12 protein-coding genes are annotated in these 15,842 nt (G+C 57.9%); 2 read left to right on the top strand and 10 right to left on the bottom strand.

From position 1 onward, the window contains the following. Positions 1-29: 29 nt before the first annotated feature. From KVT38_RS24075 to KVT38_RS24035, 9 genes are all read right to left on the bottom strand, one after another. The gene (locus KVT38_RS24075; RefSeq protein WP_217596294.1) at positions 30-1,577 is read right to left on the bottom strand and encodes an extracellular solute-binding protein; all 1,548 of its coding nucleotides are present in this window, start codon (positions 1,575-1,577) and stop codon (positions 30-32) included. Between the two features lie 77 nt (positions 1,578-1,654). Next, positions 1,655-2,536 (bottom strand): carbohydrate ABC transporter permease, encoded by an 882-nt coding sequence (locus tag KVT38_RS24070; RefSeq protein WP_254639512.1) that lies wholly within the window; start codon positions 2,534-2,536, stop codon positions 1,655-1,657. A gap of 12 nt (positions 2,537-2,548) precedes the next feature. Further along, on the bottom strand, positions 2,549-3,514 hold the full coding sequence (locus KVT38_RS24065) for an ABC transporter permease (protein ID WP_217596293.1): 966 nt from the start codon (positions 3,512-3,514) through the stop codon (positions 2,549-2,551). A 91-nt stretch (positions 3,515-3,605) separates the two neighbouring features. Beyond that, positions 3,606-5,420: a cache domain-containing sensor histidine kinase gene (locus tag KVT38_RS24060; RefSeq protein WP_217596292.1), complete on the bottom strand. Its 1,815-nt coding sequence runs from the start codon at positions 5,418-5,420 to the stop codon at positions 3,606-3,608. Positions 5,421-5,460: 40 nt separating this feature from the next. Continuing rightward, positions 5,461-7,077, bottom strand: coding sequence for a response regulator (locus tag KVT38_RS24055; protein ID WP_217596291.1), 1,617 nt, complete (start codon positions 7,075-7,077; stop codon positions 5,461-5,463). Positions 7,078-7,115: 38 nt separating this feature from the next. Then, positions 7,116-8,387, bottom strand: coding sequence for an FAD-dependent oxidoreductase (locus KVT38_RS24050; protein ID WP_217596290.1), 1,272 nt, complete (start codon positions 8,385-8,387; stop codon positions 7,116-7,118). Between the two features lie 355 nt (positions 8,388-8,742). Further along, positions 8,743-9,876, bottom strand: coding sequence for a Gfo/Idh/MocA family protein (locus KVT38_RS24045; protein ID WP_217596321.1), 1,134 nt, complete (start codon positions 9,874-9,876; stop codon positions 8,743-8,745). 23 nt (positions 9,877-9,899) lie between these two features. Continuing rightward, positions 9,900-10,862, bottom strand: a complete 963-nt coding sequence (locus KVT38_RS24040; RefSeq protein WP_217596289.1) for a sugar phosphate isomerase/epimerase family protein — start codon at positions 10,860-10,862, stop codon at positions 9,900-9,902. A gap of 161 nt (positions 10,863-11,023) precedes the next feature. After that, a complete protein-coding gene (locus tag KVT38_RS24035; RefSeq protein WP_217596288.1) occupies positions 11,024-12,094 on the bottom strand; it encodes a Gfo/Idh/MocA family protein in 1,071 nt (356 codons plus the stop codon). A gap of 125 nt (positions 12,095-12,219) precedes the next feature. Between KVT38_RS24035 and KVT38_RS24030 the strand changes: the two genes are divergently transcribed. After that, complete coding sequence (locus KVT38_RS24030; RefSeq protein WP_217596287.1) at positions 12,220-13,089, top strand: AraC family transcriptional regulator; 870 nt, start codon at positions 12,220-12,222, stop codon at positions 13,087-13,089. A gap of 35 nt (positions 13,090-13,124) precedes the next feature. Here the strand turns inward: KVT38_RS24030 and rsgA are convergent, their stop codons facing one another. Further along, complete coding sequence (rsgA, locus tag KVT38_RS24025) at positions 13,125-14,249, bottom strand: ribosome small subunit-dependent GTPase A (protein ID WP_254639511.1); 1,125 nt, start codon at positions 14,247-14,249, stop codon at positions 13,125-13,127. Positions 14,250-14,868: 619 nt separating this feature from the next. Between rsgA and KVT38_RS24020 the strand changes: the two genes are divergently transcribed. Beyond that, entirely contained in the window at positions 14,869-15,825 is a 957-nt protein-coding gene (locus tag KVT38_RS24020; RefSeq protein ID WP_306795357.1) for a transposase, read from the top strand. Positions 15,826-15,842: the final 17 nt, after the last annotated feature.

Genomic DNA, 15,842 nt, shown 5'->3' with positions numbered 1-15,842 from the left:
AGGAGACGCCGGCAGACTGCCGCACTGCGTTATTTCTTCACCGTCGCGTACCAGGCGTTGATTTCGTCGTAGCTCGTTTGGCCGCCTGCCTTTTTGTAATTGTCCGTGAAGGCGTCGAATCCAGCCAATTGCTCGGCGCCGACGATCACTTTGACGGCATAATCGTTGACCATCTGTCCCAGCTGCGCGTCCTCCTTGGAGTAATCCGGCAAATAAGGCGCCAATCCGAGCGGATTTTTCTTGAACGCTTCCGGCTTCTGCTGCTTGTTCAGCGCTTCCCAGCCTTTGTAGAGCCGCTCGTCCTTGCGGACGCGGGCCTGCCAATAGATCGGATAATTTTTCTCGTCGATGCCGGTCAGGTAGTTGCTGGCCGAGCCGCGCTCGTCGTTGAAGATCGGCAGAATCGGGTAGTAATTTCCATCCTTGAACGTATGGTGCGTGCCCTCCAGGCCGATCGCCATATTTTTGAACGTATTCGGGTCCAGCTTGGCGTCGATCCATTTGATCGCGTCTTCCGGATGCTTGGAGGATTTCGGAACGAAGGTGATCCGGTCGAAGCCGGACGATTGGGCCAGACCTGTCTGGCCGTCTTTGCCTGCCAGCGCGGGAATGTACGCGTACGCGGCATCCGGGAAGTTTTTCTTCAGCGCGTCGTCGATCGGCGGTATGTCGGCCCAGTGCAGCACGATGACGCCGGCCTTGCCGTTCGTGAACTTTTCCTTCACCGTCGCGTCCTTGTTGATCGCGAACTCCTGATCGAGCAGGCCTTGCTTGTACAGATCGGACATGTACGCCAAATATTGTTTAAACGAAGGGTTCATGGCGCGGGGGACCAGCTGACCGTTTACGTCGTTCCAGTCGTTGACGATGCCGAAGGCGCCGACGATGTTGTCGACCATCGGAACGTCGCCCTTGATGGCCATCGGGATGTTCTTGGCGCCGTTGCCGCCCGGATCCTTCTCCTTGAACGCTTTGAGAACGGCCGTCAGCTCGTCAAGCGTCGTCGGGACTTGCATCCCCACCTTATCCAGCCAGTCCTTGCGGATCATCAGGCTCGTGCCGACCGACTCGATGGACCTCGTCGGAATCGCATAGATTTTACCGTCGACCTTGGCCATTTCCAGCGTTTCCGGGGATAGCGACGCCTTGATGTTTTTGCCGTATTTCTCGATGAGCGGCGTCAGATCGACCAACGCGCCCTTTTTGGCATAATCGGCATAGATCGCTTTGGAGCTGCTGTCTCCGCCCGTCGAGACGATATCGTACGGCTCGGAGGAAGCGATCAGCAGGTTGAGTTTGTCCTCCGGCTTATCCACCGGAAGCGCCTCGTAATTGACTTTGTAGCCGGTCTTCTCTTCGAGCATGGCGGCGATCGGATCTTTTTCGAAGTTGGGGCCCAGGCGCATAAGCGCTTTCAATTCGGGCTTGGCGGCTTCGCTGGCGGGCGGGGACTGCGTGGACGGCGCCGGGGCGCTGTTTTCCGCATGGCCCGCTCCCTCTCCGTTCGATCCGCAAGCGGATAGAAGTATAAGGCTTAAGGTCGCAGGCAGCGCGACCCATTTCATCTTTTTCTTCATCTTTTTTTAAACCTCCCATGGCAAATTTACGATTTATCATTAAGCGGCGGCACGTTTCCGCCGGCGTTAATGCAGCGTCAGCCTTTGACGGAGCCGATCAATACGCCCTTGATAAAATACTTCTGAAGAAACGGATACACGAGTAGAATGGGGACGGTCGAGGCGACTACGGTAGCGGCCCGGATACTTTCCGGCGACATATTCATCAGATCGTCCGCCGACCTGTTGATCGCGTTTGCCGTGTCGTTTTCCATCACGACGTCCCGCAGATGCAATTGAAGCGTTTTGAGCGCAGGATCGCTGATGTAGAGCATCGGACTGAAGTAATCGTTCCAGAAGCCGACGGCATAGAACAAGGCGATCGTGGCGAGGACGGGCATGCTGAGCGGCAAAATGATGCGGAATAGGATCGTATAAGACCTCGCTCCGTCGATGCGCGCCGATTCTTCAAGCGCTTCGGGAAGCCCTTCGTAATAACTCTTGATCACCAGCATATTGAACACGCTGATCATCGCCGGCAAGATAAGCGACCATAGATTGTTGATCAGATGCAGCTCGCGGATCAGCAGGTAATTGGGAATGAGCCCGCCGTTGAACAGCATCGTGAAGACGAACAATACCATGATGAAGGAAATGCCGGGCAGATGGCGCTTAGACAACGGATAGGCGGTGATCGCCGTCACCAGGATGCTGAGCAGCGTTCCCACCGACGTCACGATGGCCGAGATGAGGAAGGCCCTGCCGAATGCGTAAGAGGTCACGACGGTCGCCAGCGTATCGAGCTGGAAGCCGACCGGCAGCAGGTCTACGCGTCCCGACACGAGCGCCCAATCCGAGCTTACGGATTTGGAGAATACGTGGATCATGGGCAGCAAGGTGACGAGTCCCAATACGATCATGAAGCCATAGACGAAAATGTCCAGCGCCCAGTCGCCAAACGTTCTTTTATGAATGTGCATGTCAACGCTCCCTTACCAGATTCCGCGCTTCAACACCCGCTTGCTGAACCAGTTGCCCGAGACGACGAGAATGAACCCGATGACCGAATTGAACAGGCCGACCGCGGTGCTGAAGCTGTAATCCATCTTGCCGAGGCCCGTCCGGTAGACATAGGTGCCGATGACGTCGCCGGATTCGTAGACGGTCGGGTTGTACATCGTCAGAATCTGCTCCGTGCCCGCGTCCAGCACGATGCCGAGCCTCAGAATGAACATCAGGATGATCGTCGGTAATAAGCCGGGAAGCGAGATATGCCACATCTGGTGCAGCCGGCTCGCGCCGTCGATCGAAGCCGCCTCGTACTGCTCCTGCTCGATGCCGGCGAGCGCTGCGATAAAAATGATGGCGTTCCATCCGATCTCCTTCCAGCCCGCCGTGAACACGACGACGCTTCGAAACACGCTGTTGTCCATAAAAAAATGGATCGGTTCGCCGCCGAACCATTGAATGACGGCATTGACGAGACCGTCGGAGGGAGACAGGATGGTCATGAACAAACCGGAGATGATCACCCAGGACAAAAAGTGGGGCATGTAAATGATCGTCTGCACGGTCCGCTTGAACGCCGTGAAGCGAATCTCGTTCAGAAGCAGCGCGATGAGGATGGGAATCGGGAACAACAGCACGATCTTGTAGATGCTGATGAGCAGCGTATTCGCAAATACCTGCATGAACTCCGCAGAATGCGTGAGCTTGCGGAACTGCTCGAGCCCGACCCATTCGCTTGCCGAGATCCCGTCGAAAATGTTGTAATCCTGAAACGCGATCACGATGCCGTACATGGGGATATATTTGAAGAGGAGCAACAATAGCAGCCCGGGTACAAGCAGCAAATACGTATCGATGTTGCGCCATACCAATCGCCGTCTGCTGCCGCGCTTTCGCAAAACGTCGTTCCGTTCTGCCTTTTCCTTCAACGGGGTAATCCATTCGTTCATATCATGCTAGCACCTCCTGCACTTATGGCTTCATTGTACCTGCAGGAGAATGCGTCATGTAGATGGCGATCTGACACTTTCTCGTCCTATCCTACTCTGTTATGCGCTCCGTCGAAGCCTTCAGCCGAACGGTTACGACAGTGCCAGCTCCGGGACGGGAACGGATCGCAAGCCCGTACTCATAGCCGGCCATCAGCTTGATCCGCTCGTTCACGTTGTAAAGCCCGTACGAGCTGCCGCCCCCTTCGGAACGCTGCGAAGGACGCGCTTCGGACAACAGGCCGGCAGCCAGCCGCTCCTCCATGCCGATGCCGTCGTCCGATACGGTTATCTCCAGCTCGTCGCCGTGCCGCTTCGCGCAAATGCAGATTGTGCCTATCTTGCTCTTGTCCTTGCGTATGCCGTGCAGGAGCGCATTCTCGACGATCGGCTGCAGCGTCAGCTTCGGAATGATGCACGCGCTCGCTTCCGGATCCGATTCGATCGCGAACGTAAACGTGGAAGGGAACCGATTTTGCTGTATCTCCAGATAGACGCCGGCGAGCTCCAGCTCGTCCGCTACGCGGACATGATCCTTTCCCTTGTTCAGGCTGAGCCGGAAATAGTCGGACAGACTTTCGATCATATGGCTGATATCGTCGGCCTCGCGGGAGATCGCAAGCCAGTTGATCGTGTCCAGCGTATTGTAGAGAAAGTGCGGATTAATCTGCGCTTGCAGCGCGCGAAGCTCGGCCTCCCGCTCCAGCATTTTCGAACGGTAGGCTTCCTCCATCAGATCCTTCACCCGATGCACCAGGTGATCGACGACCCGCTCCAGCAAGTAAAAATCGCCCTCTCTGTTCGGACGCGGCTCATCCAGCCCTTCTACGCCTTCCATGCGGATCGTTTTGACGACCGACTTGATCCGTCGGTTCATGCCGTTGATAACGAACGCCAGCAGCACGAATACGAGGATCAGAAACATGACGGTCATGCCTGCGATCGTGGCGATGCCGGACCACTGGCTTAACGCCGTCGTGCGATGCGTCAAGCCTGTCTTAGGCACCTCCAGCACGAGCCGCCAATCCGTCGTTTTGATCGGTGCTAGCACCTCGAACAAGTCGACGCCGCCCTCGGACCGTTCGAGGATGCCTTCGTCGGACGCGTTCGCGAGTGCGGACCTGGTGCCGATCAACGCCGGCTCCGCGCTATAGATGACCGTCCCGCCGCGGTCCATCACATAGACGCGGCTTTGCGCCGGAAAATCAAGCTCGGATAAGATGTCCGCGACCGTCTTTTCGGGTACGTCCAGCATGAGCACGCCAAGCGTTTGATCGAAATTCCGCGGGTGCCGCAGGATGCGGACACAGGAAAGAATTCGCGTCGGCCCCGCGTCCAGGTAATCTTCCTCGTAGACTCCCGTCCATACGATGCTGCCGCCCGCGTTGTTGACTTCTTCGCGCCAAGGGCGTTCTTTCAAGTGATCCAGCGGAAAAAGATTCAACAAATCGAAGCCGTATATGTTTCTCGGATCGGTAAAAATGCGCGCCCTCGCAATATCCGGCGCCGTCTGCGCCGATTCGAGCAAATTGCGGAGCTCCTTCGATTGATTGATGCGCTCGATGATCGGACCGGCGGGTTCCAAGTTTTCATACAACTTATGGTTCATGAACAAAGAATCGGACGAGTGCTGCACGTAGTCGAGGCGCGAGCTCAGATTAATGCCCGCTTGCTTCAGCGTCTGCTTCATCGTCTGGGTCACTTCCTCCTGCAAAATCCGCGAGGACTGCTCGTAATAAACGAACAACATGATGCAGGCCGGCAGAAAAATGAGCAGCCCGTAGGCGAGTATCCACCTTCTGGCTGCCAGGATTCCTTCCCACAGATCGAATGCGCGGTTCCTTTTCTTGCGCAGGACGCTTTTCACTGGATCGACTCCTTTGGCATGAAACCCCGTTCCGTTCCTTCTACTGCTGATTCCGGTAGGCGCTAAGCGTAAGTCCGGTCATCTTTTTGAACAGTTTGCCGAAATAGCTCGGGTCCGTATAGCCGACCAGCTCGCACACTTCGTAGAACTTGATGCGGGGATCGCGCAGCAGCTCCTTCGCCTTCTCGATGCGGACCTTCATCAAGTATTCGTAAATGGTCTCGCCGGTCTCCTGCTTGAACAAGAGACTGACATACGTCTGGCTGAGGTAGACGCTGGCCGCAATGTCCGCGATCGATACGTTTTTGGCGTAATTTTCGTCTATAAATTTCTGCGTTTGCTCGATCACGTTGCTCGACCGTCCGCTCCGCTTCTCCTGAATCCAGCAGCAGATGCCGTATAGGTAGTCGCTTACGAAGCTTTTCAGCTCGGCCATCGTCTCCAGCTTCATGAGCCGATCCAGCGCCCGGGCTTCCAGCTCCTCCTTCTCGCGGTTAAGCAGGTTGAGTTCAAGCAGCAGCCTGCCGGCGAGCGCGATCATTTGCAGCCCCGCATGCCGGACGTATTTGAAGCCTTCCTTGCGGATCGGCGCCAGCGGCTCGAAGACTTCTTCCAGCTCCGTCTCCAACCGGTGCTTCTCTCCCGACTTCAGCGCGGACACCAGCCGCTCGCTCTGGCGAGAATCGAACCTGATGGGGTCTGCCGTTCCCGTTTCGAGGCTGTCCATCGTAATGACCTGGTTTTTTCCCATATACCACTTCTGATCGGCCGCTTCGCGGGCATGCCGGTAGGACGCCGGCAGCAAGCCGAGATGCTCGGCCCGTTCGCCTACGCCGATCGTCACGCCGATCTTCAGCCAGCGCCGCAGATTGTCCCGGATTGCACCGGCAAGCGCGAGCAGTGTGGCCTCCGGGTCCTCCAGCCGCTCGTCAAGCACAAGCAGCGCGACGTATTCGGCCGCTCTGTTCTCGAACGCATATCCGGGCAGATAGCGATCGATCAATTCCTGAACGATGTTCAAAAGCGAATACGCCAACAACTGTTTGTCCCGCTCGGAGCGGCCGCCGTACGCTTCCTCCAGGTCGTCGATCGTTATCGCAAGCACGAGATAGGGCATATCGAGCGGCAGGTTCAGATTAAGAAACGCCGCCTTTTCCTGCACGCCTTCTGCATCGGCGATGCCGTCCTGAATCAATGACATCAGAAATTTCTCGCGCAGCAGCGGCATGCTTTGACTCAGCTTGATTTGCATCTCCTTGAGCAACTGCCGCTCCTTTTCTTTGGCGTGCAAGTCCTGCACGATCGCTTCGATGACCTTCCGAAGCTCTGTCCGCTTAACCGGTTTGAAAATATAATCGGCGGCATGTATCTGCAAGGCCGAGCGCAAATAGCCGGCGTCATTGTGGCCGCTGATGAAGACGATCTTCGTCTCCGGGAACCGCTCCCGTACGTCCCGAGACATACGGATCCCGTCCATCGCCGGCATCATCACGTCCGTCAGCACGATGTCGGGCTTGACCCGCTCGATCAGTGCCAGCCCCGTATCGCCGTCGTCCGCCGTTCCGGCCAATACGATCCCGTATTCGCTCCAATCCACGAATTTGCCGAGTCCGCCGCGGACGGCCGGTTCATCGTCGATAATGACCAACTTATACATCGTGCCAATCTCCTTATCCGAAAATGGAGGAACGACATTCAATCATCGATTCGCTGGGGAGCGTTCTTTAAAAACACCACGTTCTGAAGGCTTAGCGCATGGTGCAGTTCATCCATGCCGACATGCTCCGGCGGGATTCCTCGATCCGACGCGATCGCGGCTGCGATGCCGGCAGCTTGGCCAAGCGCATAACACGTCGCCTGCACCCGCATCGACGACATGGCCACGTGCGTAGCCGAGATCGAGCGTCCCGCAACGAGCAAGCCTTGCACGCCTTGCGGCAGCATGCAGCGGTACGGAATGTCGTATCCCTTCACTTCCCGTTCGTCGGTGCCCGCCTTGCCGTCCGGATTGTGGATATCGATCTCGTAGTTGGTCTGCGCCACCACGTCGTCGAATCTTCGGCTGGACAGAATATCGTCCTCGGTCAGCGTATAATGACCGACGATCTGATTCGTCTCCCTGACGCCGACTTGTCCCGGAATATGGGAGAGCGCATAGTTCTCAAATCCGTTGCGCTGCAAATAGTCGGCGACGGAGAACGCCTGCCGCAGCGACTCTTTTTCCGCATAGCTGACGTCCTTGACGTTGGCCCCGTTCCCTCTCACACGGGTCATGTTGACGAGCAGGCTGCCCGGCTCGCTTTGCTCCCAATGAAGCAGTCTTCCTTGCGGCAATTCGGACACGTTTTCATAATGATAGCAGCCCTCCGGCAGTTGCCGAATAACGGGCTGACCGGTATTTTGCATCATAAACATAAGCGTCATGGGTTGGGTCATGCCGTCGGCTTCGCGCCCCGAAGTGTAGTCGGCCCCGGCTTCGATCGCGACGCGCCCGTCTCCCGTGCAGTCGATGAACACGTCGGCTTCGAACGCCAGCAGCCCTTCGCGCGAATTCGCGATGACCGCCTTGACCTGCCCCTGCTCGGTGACGGTTCCCGCGCAGCTGACGTGAAACAGCACGTTGACGCCTTCCTTTTCCAGCTTCTCGTTCAAATAATGCCGCAGTCGGAACGGATTGTACTGCGGCCAGATCGAGCCTTTATGATCGTCCGGGACCGCCTGCTGCGGCAGCGCTTCGGACACGATCTCCCGGTATATGCCCGTCACATTGCCCACGCCCATAAATACGCTTACATTGCCCAGGGTGCCCATTCCGCCCAATTGTCCGGATTGCTCGAGCAGCGTCACTCGTTTGCCGCGCCTTGCCGCCGCGATAGCCGCAGCCACGCCCGCCGGACCGCCTCCCACGACTAAAATATCCGATTTGCCATAGACGGCCACGTCTTTCCGGAACGTATAACGATTCATTCGGATAACCTCCCTGCGCCTGTAATATCCTCTATTATCAGATGTTCGGATTGCAGTCTACAGGGTGGATCCTACTATTTTCGGGTCGATGCTACTGAGATACGAGAACATACTAACATTGATTTGAAATGAATGACATACGGGAATTCGTCGCCTTAATTGACGAACGCCGCCGCCCCCCGCCTTCCCTCGCCCCCTCCCCCCTCGTCTGATCCAATTCGTCTGATTCGCTTCGTCTGATTCGCTTCGTCTGATCCGATGGGATAATGGGACGACCGCACAAAAAACAATCCCCCGGCTCCTGAGGAGCCGAGGGATTGCGTGTGCCGGCGAGCGTCATGCCGCCGAAATGTCATTATACTTCTTCGATGCCGACCCACTTGCCGCGCTCGATCGACAGATCGACCGCTTCAAGCACCTCTTGGCAGCGCACGCCATCCAGGAACGTTGGCGCAAACGGCGAGCCGGTCGCCATATGCTGCAGGAATTCGTACACGATGTGCACGAAACCGTGCCCGTAGCCGATGATGTGACCGGCCGGCCACCAGTTGCCCGCGTATTTGTGCGACGGATCGGTCGCCAGAATCGTGCGGAAGCCGGCCAGCTCGGGCTCGTCCTCGCGGAAGTAAACTTCGTGCTCGTTCAGACGCTCGAGATCCCAGCGCAACGTGCCCTTGCTGCCGTGGATTTCGAACGTGTTGTGGTTTTTGCGGCCTGCCGCGAAGCGGGTTGCGATGAACACGCCCATCGCGCCATTCTTGAAATCGGCCAGGAAGCCGGTAGCGTCGTCTACGGTCACTTCGCCCATCTCGGACGTGCCCTTGCCGGACAAGCCGGACGTCGACGAAGGGATCGGGCGCTGCTTCACGAACGTGCGGCTGTGGCCGACGACGCGGTCGAACTCGCCGATCAGGAAGCGGGCGAGGTCAATGCTGTGCGCGTTCAGGTCGCCGTGCGTGCCGGAGCCGGCGACTTCCTTCTTCAGGCGCCAGGCGAGCGGCGCTTCGGGATCGACCAGCCAGTCCTGCAGGTAGGTCGCGCGATAGTGGTGGATCTCGCCGAGCTTGCCGCTTTCGATGATCTGCTTGGCCAGTTGAACGGCCGGCAAGAAGCGGTAGTTGAAGCAGATCGCGTGCTTGACGCCCGCTTTTTCGGCGGCGTCCAACATTTCGCGCGCGTCCGCCAGATTCAACGCCAACGGCTTTTCGCAGAAGACGTGCATGCCGGCGGCAAGCGCGGCCAGCGCGATTTCTTTATGCGCGTCGCACGGCGCGTTGATGTCGATGAAGTCGATATCGTCGCGCGCGACGAGCTTTTTCCAGTCGGTCTCATAGCTCTCCCAGCCGAACTTGTCGGCCGCTTCCTTGACGCCCTGCTCGTCCCGTCCGCAGATCGCCTTCATGACGACCGGCGCTTCGAGATCGAAGAACATGCCGACGTCCTTGTACGCATGGCTATGAGCTTTGCCCATGAACTTGTAGCCCACCATGCCGACGTTTAACGTTTTTTGGTTTACGCCCACCACATCTCACCCGCGCTTTCCTTCAGGATGAGGTTGTTCAGGAAGCCTGCGGCTTTGGTAAAGCCTTCGTTCACGCTCATGATGCCGTCCTCGTGCTCGATGCTGATGACGCCGTCGTAGCCGACCAGACGCAGCGTGCTGACGAGGTCTTTCCAGAATTCGTCGTCATGCCCGTAGCCGACCGTGCGGAAGACGAACGAACGGTTCAGGATGTCGCCGTAGTGCTTCGTGTCGAGCACGCCGTTCAGCGCGGTGTTGCGCGCGTCGATCTTCGTGTCCTTGGCGTGCACGTGGAAGATCGAATCGCTGAGCGCCTTCACGCACTCGATTGGGTCCATGCCCTGCCAGAACAGGTGGGCCGGGTCGAAGTTGACGCCGATATTGTCGCCGGCTTCGCGGCGCAGGCGCAGCGCGGTCTCGGTGTTGTACACGAGGAAGCCCGGGTGGGATTCGATCGCGACGCGCACACCATGCTTGCGGCAGAACGCGGATTGCTCTTTCCAGTAAGGAATCGCGATTTCGTTCCACTGCCACTCGAGCACGGTCAGGAAGTCCGGCGGCCAAGGGCAGGTAACCCAGGACGGATATTTGGAATTCTCCGATTCGCCGGGGCAACCGGAGAATGTGATGACGGTGTCGACGCCAAGCTTTTCCGCCAGTTGGACGGTAGCGACGAAGTCTTCGTGATCGGACTTGGCAACGCTTGCATCGGGGTGCAGCGGATTGCCGTGCACGCTCAGCGCGCTGATCGTCATGCCGCGGGAATCGACCGCATTTTTGATGCGCGCGATCGCGGCTTCGTCATTCAGCACTTCCCGCGCATTAACGTGCGCGGTGCCGGGAAAACCGCCGCAGCCGAGTTCTACGGCTTCGAGACCGGCCGCTTTGGCCGTATCCAGCGCGGCTTCGAGGTCCTGCTGGCCGAACAATACGAGAAATACTCCCAATTTCACGAGCGCTTCACCCAACCTTTCATAATTAGAGGTCCAAGATGTCTTTGTTTATCCAGCAAACTTAGTTTACAGGAACGGTCGCCGAAAGTCATCTCCGTTTTGCGGGAAAACGGAGATGACTTTCGGCGACGCGGTTGAACTACGCGTAGACCGCCGCAGGCTTAATCGAAGGAGATCGCTTGTCCCTTGTTCGCGGATTCGTAGATCGCTTCAAGAATCTGCTGCACTACATAGCCTTGGCGGGCGGTGACGACCGGCGCTTGATCATTCAGGATCGCGTCGATCCAGGCGCGCGCCTCGCGCTCGGCAGAGTCGTTCGGCATCGACGGATCGAACTGATTGCCGAGCAGAATCTCCTTGGTGTACAGTTGGCCGTGCTCCTCGCCGTTGACGCGCAGGCCGCCCTTCATGTCGGCGCCGGCCTTGGAGCCGTGCAGTGTTACCTTGGCCTCGTCGACATCCAGCGTGTTAAGTGCCCAGCTCGATTCGACCCATACGGTCGCGCCGTTTTTCATCGTGATCATCGCGAACGCCGAGTCCTCGACCGTGAACGCCTCCGGATTCCAGTTGCCCCAAGCGTTGGCCGGGCTCCCTTGCTCCGCGAGCTTGCGGTAGGTCGTCCCGAGCACCGTCTTCGGTTCGTAGTTGTCCATCATCCACAGCGCCAGGTCGAGCGCGTGCGTGCCGATATCGATCAGCGGGCCTCCGCCTTGCTTTTCCAGATCGAGGAACACGCCCCATGTCGGCACCGCGCGGCGGCGGACCGCATGCGCCTTGGCCAGATACACCTCTCCGAGTTCGCCGCCGCGGCAGGCGGCATACAGCCAGCGGCTGTCCGCGCGATAGCGGTTCTGGTAGGCGATGCTCAGCTTGCGGCCGGTGCGCTCGGACACCTCGAGCATGCGCTGGGCGTCGGCGGACGTCTTCGCCATCGGCTTTTCGCAGAGCACGTGCTTGCCCGCTTCCATCGCGGCGATGGAAATCTCGGCATGCGTATCGTTCGGCGTGCACACGTGCACGACATGAACGTCGGGATCGTGGAGCAGCGCCTGTACGTTGTCGTAGACGCGCGCATCCGGCGTGCCGAACTTGTTCTTGGCGTCGTGCGCCCGTTCTTGAGAGACGTCGAAAAACGCGGTTATTTTAGCTTCGGGAATCTTGGCGAGCGACGGCAGGTGCTTGCCGAAGGCAATGCCTCCGCAGCCGATCATGCCCACGTGCACTTGACTCAAAAGGTTGTCCTCCTTGAATGTTCGCGCTGATAGAACTACAATTCAAGTATATCATTCATCCACCGGATTCCCATGTACAATGGTGCGCGGTCGTTATGCGATTTTGGTCAGGGAGGCCACCCGGCATGCAGGCAAGACAGGAGAAAATCGAATACGAGAACCCGCTGCTCTCGATTAAGGTATGGCAGGCGACGCGGCACGCCGATCTGCTCTACGGCTGGCACCATCACCCCGAATGCGAGCTGCTGCTCGTCCAGAGCGGCCGTCTTGACGTCGATGTGAACGGCGAGACGCATGTCATGCGCGAAGGAGACGTCGTCGTGCTCGGCAGCTCGCAGCTGCACCGCGACCGGAGCTACGGCGACGACCAGGTGCAGTATCTCGTGCTGCAGTTCGACCTCCAAGCCTTTTTTGACCAGAGCACGATCTCGTATTTGCAATACTTCAACGAGACGAAGGTTCCTTTAAGCGCGATGAACTATCTGTTCAAGGAAAACGCCGTCGCAAGACGCGAAACGGCCGCCTGCATCGCCGAGATCTACGAAGAAGCGCGCCGCAAGGAAGCGGGCTACGAGCTCGCGGTCAATCTGCTGATCAAAAAAATACTGCTTGTCATGATCCGTCACGACAAGATGGGGCTGCTCGCAGGACAGGACCGCGTCGAACGCATTCGGCTGAAGCCCGTGCTCGACTACGTGGAGTCCGGCATCACCGGGCGCGTCACCGTCGAAGACGCCTGCCGGCTGGCGAATATGAGCTATTATTACTTCGTCAAGTTTTTCAAAAAAGCGATGGGCATCTCGTTCACCGAATACGTCAACTTTCGCAAGATCAAGACCGCCGAGCAGCTGCTGCTCACCCGCGATCTCAGCGTCAGCGAGGTCGGCGACCGCATCGGCATGCCGAACATGGCTCATTTCTACAAAATGTTCAAACGCTTCAACCACTGCTCGCCCAAGGAGTTCCAGCGCAAGATGCTGGCTTGGGGGAGATGAATGACAGAAGGCGGGCCTCCACGGCCCGCCTTTTGTCATTCATCGGCCTCGAAATGTCGCATCCGCTTCTGCCTCGCGCCGCCTACGGCCGACTTCGCGCCTCGCGCAGCCGCCTCCTTGGCGAGTCGCTTGCCTGCGCGCTGCTCCTTCTGCGCGAGACGCGCCAGCTCCCGCTCCGTCTTGCGATAGTTCGCGTAGCGAGCCGGATCGAGCTCGCCGCCGTCAAGCGCTTCCCGCACGGCGCAGCCTTGCTCGGCCTCGTGCCTGCAATCGCGGAAGCGGCAAGACGCAGCCAACGCTTCGATATCGGAAAACGTCGCCTGCCAGCCGTCCTCCGACTCCCATAGCTGCAGCTCCCGCATGCCCGGCGTGTCGAGCCAAATCGCGCCCGACGGCAACACGAACAGCTCGCGATGCGTCGTCGTATGACGGCCTCGGGCGTCGTCCTCGCGAATGCCCTGCACGGCTTGCCGGCTTTCGCCCGCCAGCCAGTTGAGCAGCGTGGACTTGCCCACGCCCGACGAGCCCGTCGCGCCGACCGTCAATCCCGGTGCAAGATATGACGCCAGCGCCTCGCGTCCCTGGTCGAGCAGCGCGCTCACCGGGAAGATAGGTACTTCAGGCGCGATCGCCCTCGCTTCCCGGACATACCTGTCCGGGTCCTCGCACAAATCCGCCTTCGTCAGCAGCAACACCGGCCTCGCTCCTCCGTCGCGCACGGCGATCAGATAGCGTTCGATGCGGCGCAAATTCCAATCCTCGTTCAGCGATACGACGATAAATACCGTGTCGATATTCGCGCCGATAATCTGTTCGTCCGGTCGGCTGCCCGCCGCCCTGCGCACGATCGACGTCCGTCTCGGCAGCACCACGTGAACGACAGCGTGCGAGTCGCCGTCCGGCAGCTCGGCAGCCACCCAATCTCCGACCGCGGGGTAGTCTCCTGGCGTCGCCGCCGCATAGGCGAACTTGCCGGACACCTCGGCCAGCCGGTCTCCCCATGGCGTCGCGATGCGGTACTGATGGCTGAACTGCGCGACGACGCGAGCCGGCGCGAGCTTTTTGCCGATAGGCGGCATAGCCGCATAATCCCTGTCCCGCTCCTCGTCCCAGCCGTAAATTTCCATTTCCGGCCAAGCAGTTTTTGCATATTCGTTCATTCGTCGGATAACCCCTTAAAATTAATTTTTGGTCCAAGTCTTAACAATCCGGAAAAACACAAAAAAGCCCCAGGTCCCCCTGCGGCCGGACGAAGCCCTCCCTCAGAGCAAAGCGTGACGACAATCGCCGTGCCCATACTGCCGCTGATGCCCATACAGTCGATACGACCGTACAAATGGGGAGAGTTTGCGTGCACAACAAAAAACCGCGGGGACCTGTCGGTCTCCGCGGTAGCCGGCCGTGATGGCCGAAAAAAGGCTCAGTCTCCCAAGCCGGCTCCGTTCGAGACCGATGCAAACGCGACGGACGACAGCACAATCAGCGCTACGCTCGACATATAACATCAGCCTCCTTCATTTAGATGGTTCATATTATAAGCAGCTTGGCAACTGGTGTCAATCAAAGCAATTCTTCTTGCGTATTTTTAAAACGCGTTCAGCTGCCAAACAGAGAAATTTTCAGTTATGTAATTACCATTCATTTACAAGCCAATAACCGTAACTTCGTTTTGCGCTTCTTCATCCCACTATCCCATCGAATCAGCTAAAACTACTATCGATTGTTCTTGGCTATGTATAAAAAAGTCCTTGAAATAGGAACACATGTTCGTTATAATGGATGAAAAGCGATTGCAGGAGGCGCGCTATGCCAGTTGGAGCCGATACTTACGAGCAGTTTTGCCAACGTTTCTCTTCGGATGCCGCTTGCGCGCATGCGTTGTTCGCGCTTCGCTGGCCCGAAGGCTTTCATTGTCCGGCTTGCCGTTGCAGCAGCTACTCCCTCATTCGCACTCGAAGACTGCCTCTGTATCAGTGCGCCTCCTGCCGTCGTCAGACCTCCATCATCACCGGTACGATCATGGAAGGAAGCCGAACGCCGCTACCCCGTTGGTTCCAGGCGATGTTCCTGCTCTCGCAGTCCGGCGGCATCAGCGCGCTTCGTTTATCCGACGTTTTAAAGGTCACCTATAAGACGGCATGGCACATCGCTCAGAAGATCAGGTTCGCCCTTCAGTCCGCTGAAGCTTCGGTCATCATCGACGCCGACTATAAATTGGATGCCTTTTATTACGGATCGCCTATCTATCAGGATGCTCAACAGCCGCTGCTGATTGGCGCCACGTTGAACGAACAGGAGCAACCGGACCGCGTCGTGCTTCATCAACCTGATCCGGCGCATGTCGATCGGGTTAACCGAAGGGTGCTGGCATCGGGCTATCATGCATTCGCTCGCAAGCACACCGAACCGCACGTTCACCCCACTAGCGACCGATATGCGAAAATGCATAAAGCTTTATTTCCCATTGCCAAATCCGCATGCGCCTGGCTCAACGATACCTTCAACGGGATCGGCGCTAAGCATTTGCAGGCGTATTTGGATGAATTTGCGTTCCGACTGAACAAGCATTTTCAATCCGCCTCGGCGCTGCTTCCTTTGCTGCACTGGTGCTCGGTCACGCGCGCCATCCAATACGACGAGCTCACCAGGCCAAAGCCGGTTCTTGTCGTACCGTGGATTTATTTCGGCAGCAAAGCGCGGTGGAAAGGCCGTCATATGAGCAGCTGGGGAGCATAACCAGTCGCTTTTTTAGT

This window comes from Cohnella sp. GbtcB17, assembly GCF_019091135.1.
Taxonomy (GTDB): domain Bacteria; phylum Bacillota; class Bacilli; order Paenibacillales; family Paenibacillaceae; genus Cohnella.
Note: the sequence above shows the minus strand (reverse complement) of the source record. Positions and strands in the feature narration are given on the sequence as shown.

Coding starts and splice junctions, on each gene's coding strand:
- KVT38_RS24045 (WP_217596321.1), bottom strand. CDS start 9,876: ATGGTGGGCTACAAGTTCATGGGCAAAGCTCATAGCCATGCGTACAAG.
- KVT38_RS24070 (WP_254639512.1), bottom strand. CDS start 2,536: ATGCACATTCATAAAAGAACGTTTGGCGACTGGGCGCTGGACATTTTC.
- KVT38_RS24075 (WP_217596294.1), bottom strand. CDS start 1,577: ATGAAGAAAAAGATGAAATGGGTCGCGCTGCCTGCGACCTTAAGCCTT.
- KVT38_RS24020 (WP_306795357.1), top strand. CDS start 14,869: ATGAAAAGCGATTGCAGGAGGCGCGCTATGCCAGTTGGAGCCGATACT.
- KVT38_RS24050 (WP_217596290.1), bottom strand. CDS start 8,387: ATGAATCGTTATACGTTCCGGAAAGACGTGGCCGTCTATGGCAAATCG.
- rsgA (WP_254639511.1), bottom strand. CDS start 14,249: ATGAACGAATATGCAAAAACTGCTTGGCCGGAAATGGAAATTTACGGC.
- KVT38_RS24030 (WP_217596287.1), top strand. CDS start 12,220: ATGCAGGCAAGACAGGAGAAAATCGAATACGAGAACCCGCTGCTCTCG.
- KVT38_RS24055 (WP_217596291.1), bottom strand. CDS start 7,077: ATGTATAAGTTGGTCATTATCGACGATGAACCGGCCGTCCGCGGCGGA.
- KVT38_RS24065 (WP_217596293.1), bottom strand. CDS start 3,514: ATGAACGAATGGATTACCCCGTTGAAGGAAAAGGCAGAACGGAACGAC.